The 3,564-nt window shown below is 50.0% G+C and carries 3 protein-coding genes and 1 pseudogene; all 4 read left to right on the forward strand.

Going from position 1 to position 3,564, the window contains the following annotated elements:
- Nucleotides 1-1,146: 30S ribosomal protein S12 methylthiotransferase RimO (rimO, locus tag AC1DWB_RS32230; RefSeq protein WP_477545186.1), on the forward strand; the 1,146-nt coding region annotated here is incomplete at its 5' end.
- Complete coding sequence (pgsA, locus tag AC1DWB_RS32235; protein WP_477545187.1) at nucleotides 1,143-1,718, forward strand: CDP-diacylglycerol--glycerol-3-phosphate 3-phosphatidyltransferase; 576 nt, start codon at nucleotides 1,143-1,145, stop codon at nucleotides 1,716-1,718. The genes rimO and pgsA, both read left to right, overlap by 4 nt.
- A 59-nt stretch (nucleotides 1,719-1,777) precedes the next feature.
- Complete coding sequence (locus tag AC1DWB_RS32240) at nucleotides 1,778-3,025, forward strand: competence/damage-inducible protein A (RefSeq protein WP_477545188.1); 1,248 nt, start codon at nucleotides 1,778-1,780, stop codon at nucleotides 3,023-3,025.
- Nucleotides 3,026-3,256: 231 nt separating this feature from the next.
- Nucleotides 3,257-3,481: pseudogene (locus tag AC1DWB_RS32245) on the forward strand (recombinase RecA); the annotation flags it as partial.
- Nucleotides 3,482-3,564: the final 83 nt, after the last annotated feature.

Raw genomic sequence — 3,564 nt, forward strand, 5'->3', positions numbered from 1 at the left:
ATTCTAGACATGGCGGAATTGAAACAGACCGCGAATCTCAAAGCATTAATCGTTTCCGGCTGCCTTACACAGCGGTACAAGCAGCAATTAATGGAGGAGATGCCAGAGATCGACGGCATTGTCGGTACTGGAGATTTCCATAATATCAATGAGATTATTGACGAAGCATTAAGAGGGAGCAAGCCTGTTCGCGTGGGCAATCCCGTCTTCAATTACGAAGCTGCTCTGCCGCGGAAGGTGACAACTCCCCGATATACGGCATATGTCAAGATTGCCGAGGGCTGTGACAACGCTTGTACATTCTGCAGCATTCCGATTATGCGCGGGAAATTTCGCAGTCGCAGCATGGAATCGATTATTAGAGAAGTGGAGTTGCTTGCTTCGCAGGGTGTTCGTGAAATTAGTTTGATCGCGCAGGACTCTACTAATTACGGTACCGATCTATACGATTCGTTCATGCTGCCGACATTGCTTAATAAAGTAAGTGAAGTGGCTGGAATTGTATGGGTGCGGCTTCACTACGCCTATCCAGGTTTTTTCTCGGACGAGCTGATCGCTACGATGGCAAGCAATCCGAAGATATGCAAATATATCGATATGCCATTGCAACATAGCGAGGATTCGATATTGAAACGGATGAGACGGCCAGGACGCCAGCGTGACACGCGAGAGTTGGTAGCCAAGATGCGTGCACACATTCCGGGAGTAGCTTTGCGTACTTCGTTGATTGTCGGGTTTCCAGGTGAAACGGAGCAGGATTTCAACAATCTGTGCGAGTTCGTTCGTGATATGAAATTTGACCGATTAGGCGTATTCTCCTACTCCAAGGAAGAAGATACGCCAGCCTCCCGCTTGCCGGATCAAGTGCCAGACGAAGTGAAGGAATGGCGTGCGAATACACTCATGGAGATCCAGCGACAAGTATCGAATGAGCAGAATGGCAAGCGAATCGGTGAAGAACTGGATGTTTTGATTGAAAGATACGACGGACGAAATGATGTTTTCATCGGTCGGACGCAATATGATGCACCTGATGTCGACGGGGAAGTGTTCGTAACCAAGTGCGCCAGTGGAATCGGCGAATTGCAGAAAGTACGGATTACACATTCCTTCGAATTTGATCTGTCCGGGGAGGGAATTGCATGAACCTGGCCAACCAAATTACGCTAGCGAGAATATTCCTCGTTCCGGTGATCATGTTCTTTCTGCTAGTTAACTTTGATCTGCCGCCCATCAATATTGAGCAGTTCAGTATTACTTACAATCAGATCATTGCAGCACTTATCTTCATCATAGCCGCCAGTACAGACAGTCTGGACGGCTATATTGCCCGTAAGCGGAAGATGGTAACGAGCTTAGGCATGTTGCTAGATCCGTTGGCAGATAAGCTGCTCGTGTCAGCAGTGCTCATTTCACTTGTGGACATGCAAAAGCTGGATGCTTGGATTGCCATAGTAATTATTAGCAGGGAGTTCGCCGTCACCGGATTGCGAATGGTTGGGTTGCTTCAGAATAAACCGGTCATTTCGGCTAGCCTTTGGGGCAAGTGGAAGACAGGGATTCAGATTACGGCGATTATTGCTCTGTTGATTAATAACTTTCCCTTTACCTTTATTAGCTTTCCGTTCGATTTGATCGCGAGTTGGGCAGCTGCGATTATAACGGTTTATTCGGGAATTGATTATTTCGTGAAAAATAAAACGCTGTTGGATGTGTAATGGAACGCCCTCCGGGGCGTTTCTGTGTGTAACGTGGGTATATTGGGGAGGGCGTCGAAATGAAAGCGGAGATTATTGCAATTGGAACGGAATTGCTGCTAGGTCAGATCGTGAATACGAATGCGCAATATTTATCCAAGGGATGCGCGGACTTGGGAATCAATGTGTACTTTCAGACTGTAGTGGGCGACAACTTGCAACGGATCAAGCAGTCGTTCGAGACGGCCCGGCAGCGGGCGGATCTGATCATCTGCACGGGAGGCCTAGGGCCAACCCAAGACGACTTGACCAAGGATGCACTGGCGGAATTTCTAGGCCGGACTCTGTATATTCATCAGCCTTCGATGGATAAGATCGAGCAAGTATTCGCTTCGCGCGGGATGGAGATGGTAGCCAGCAATTCCAGGCAGGCGAATCTGCTCGTGGATAGCGAGCCATTGACGAATGATACTGGACTTGCGATTGGGGCCGCGCTTACACACGAAGGTACACATTACGTGCTGCTGCCAGGTCCGCCCAAAGAAATGAAGCCTATGTTCGACAATTACACGCGATCATGGTTACAAGCCCGTTTAACCGGCGTGCTGCCGCTCTACTCCAAGATGCTCAAATTCGCCGGTATTGGTGAATCCAGTCTGGAGCATCAGCTGATTGATCTGATCGACGGTCAGCAGGATCCGTCCATTGCACCCTATGCGAAGGAAGGGGAAGTGACGATTCGTCTCACAACCCGAGCGGCAGGGGCTGAAGAAGGTTTTGCCAAAATTGCGAATGTGGAGAAGAAGATCCGCGAACGGCTGGGCGAATACATATATGCGGATGAGGATGTTAGTATGGAGCAGACGCTTGTTCGTCTTATGAGCGAGCGTGGGTTTACGCTGAGTACGGCTGAGAGCTGCACAGGGGGCCTGCTAAGCGAGATGCTGACCGCGGTGACAGGAAGCTCAAGCATGTTCCGGGGCGGTGTCGTGTGCTACAGCAACGAGCTCAAGCACGTTATGCTTGGCGTACCGATGGAGTTGCTTGAGGGTGATGACGCTCCAGGTGCAATCAGTGCAGAGACGGCAGGGAGGCTCGCCGAAGGAGCGCTTGAGCGTGCGAACAGCGACTTCTCGCTTGCGATAACCGGAGTCGCGGGACCAAGCACCTCAGAGGGGAAGCCGGTCGGGCTTGTCTTTATCGGCCTCGCAGAGCGCGGGAAAGATGTGGTCACACATCAGCTGCAGCTATCGGGCGGCCGAGAGATGATCCGGCTTAAAGCGGCCAAGGCCGCGCTGTACCAGCTATGGCTGCGTTTGAAAGAATAGGACGTAGATGGTCACTCGTATTTGYGATCAGGAAATACTTGTAAGGACTACGAAGTTGCAGTACAATAAACTTAGCTGACGGAGGAACCGCAGCAAAGTACTTCATACTTTGCTGCGGTTTTTTGTTTGCGCAATATGTGGCGAGTGCGAATGTATGTTCGAAAAAACACTTGGCAACGGTCGGAAAAACAGGTATCATATAACTAGAAACCTTAGAAGGAAGTGAGTAGCTTGTCAGATCGTCGTGCTGCACTAGAGAACGCCTTGCGTCAAATTGAGAAGCAATTCGGCAAAGGCTCCATCATGAAATTGGGAGAATCCACGCATATGCAAGTGGAGACGATACCGAGCGGCTCTATTGCGCTTGACATCGCACTTGGCATTGGTGGTTTTCCGCGCGGAAGAATTATTGAAGTATATGGACCGGAATCGTCCGGTAAGACGACGGTTGCTCTGCTTAGCCAATACCGCTGATTGATAAGTTCCACTTAATGCAGAGGAAAGCGTTAAGGCAATAACAGGGCGGGACTGCTCCTCCC

The sequence above is a fragment of the Paenibacillus sp. P4_E11 genome (assembly GCF_056401635.1).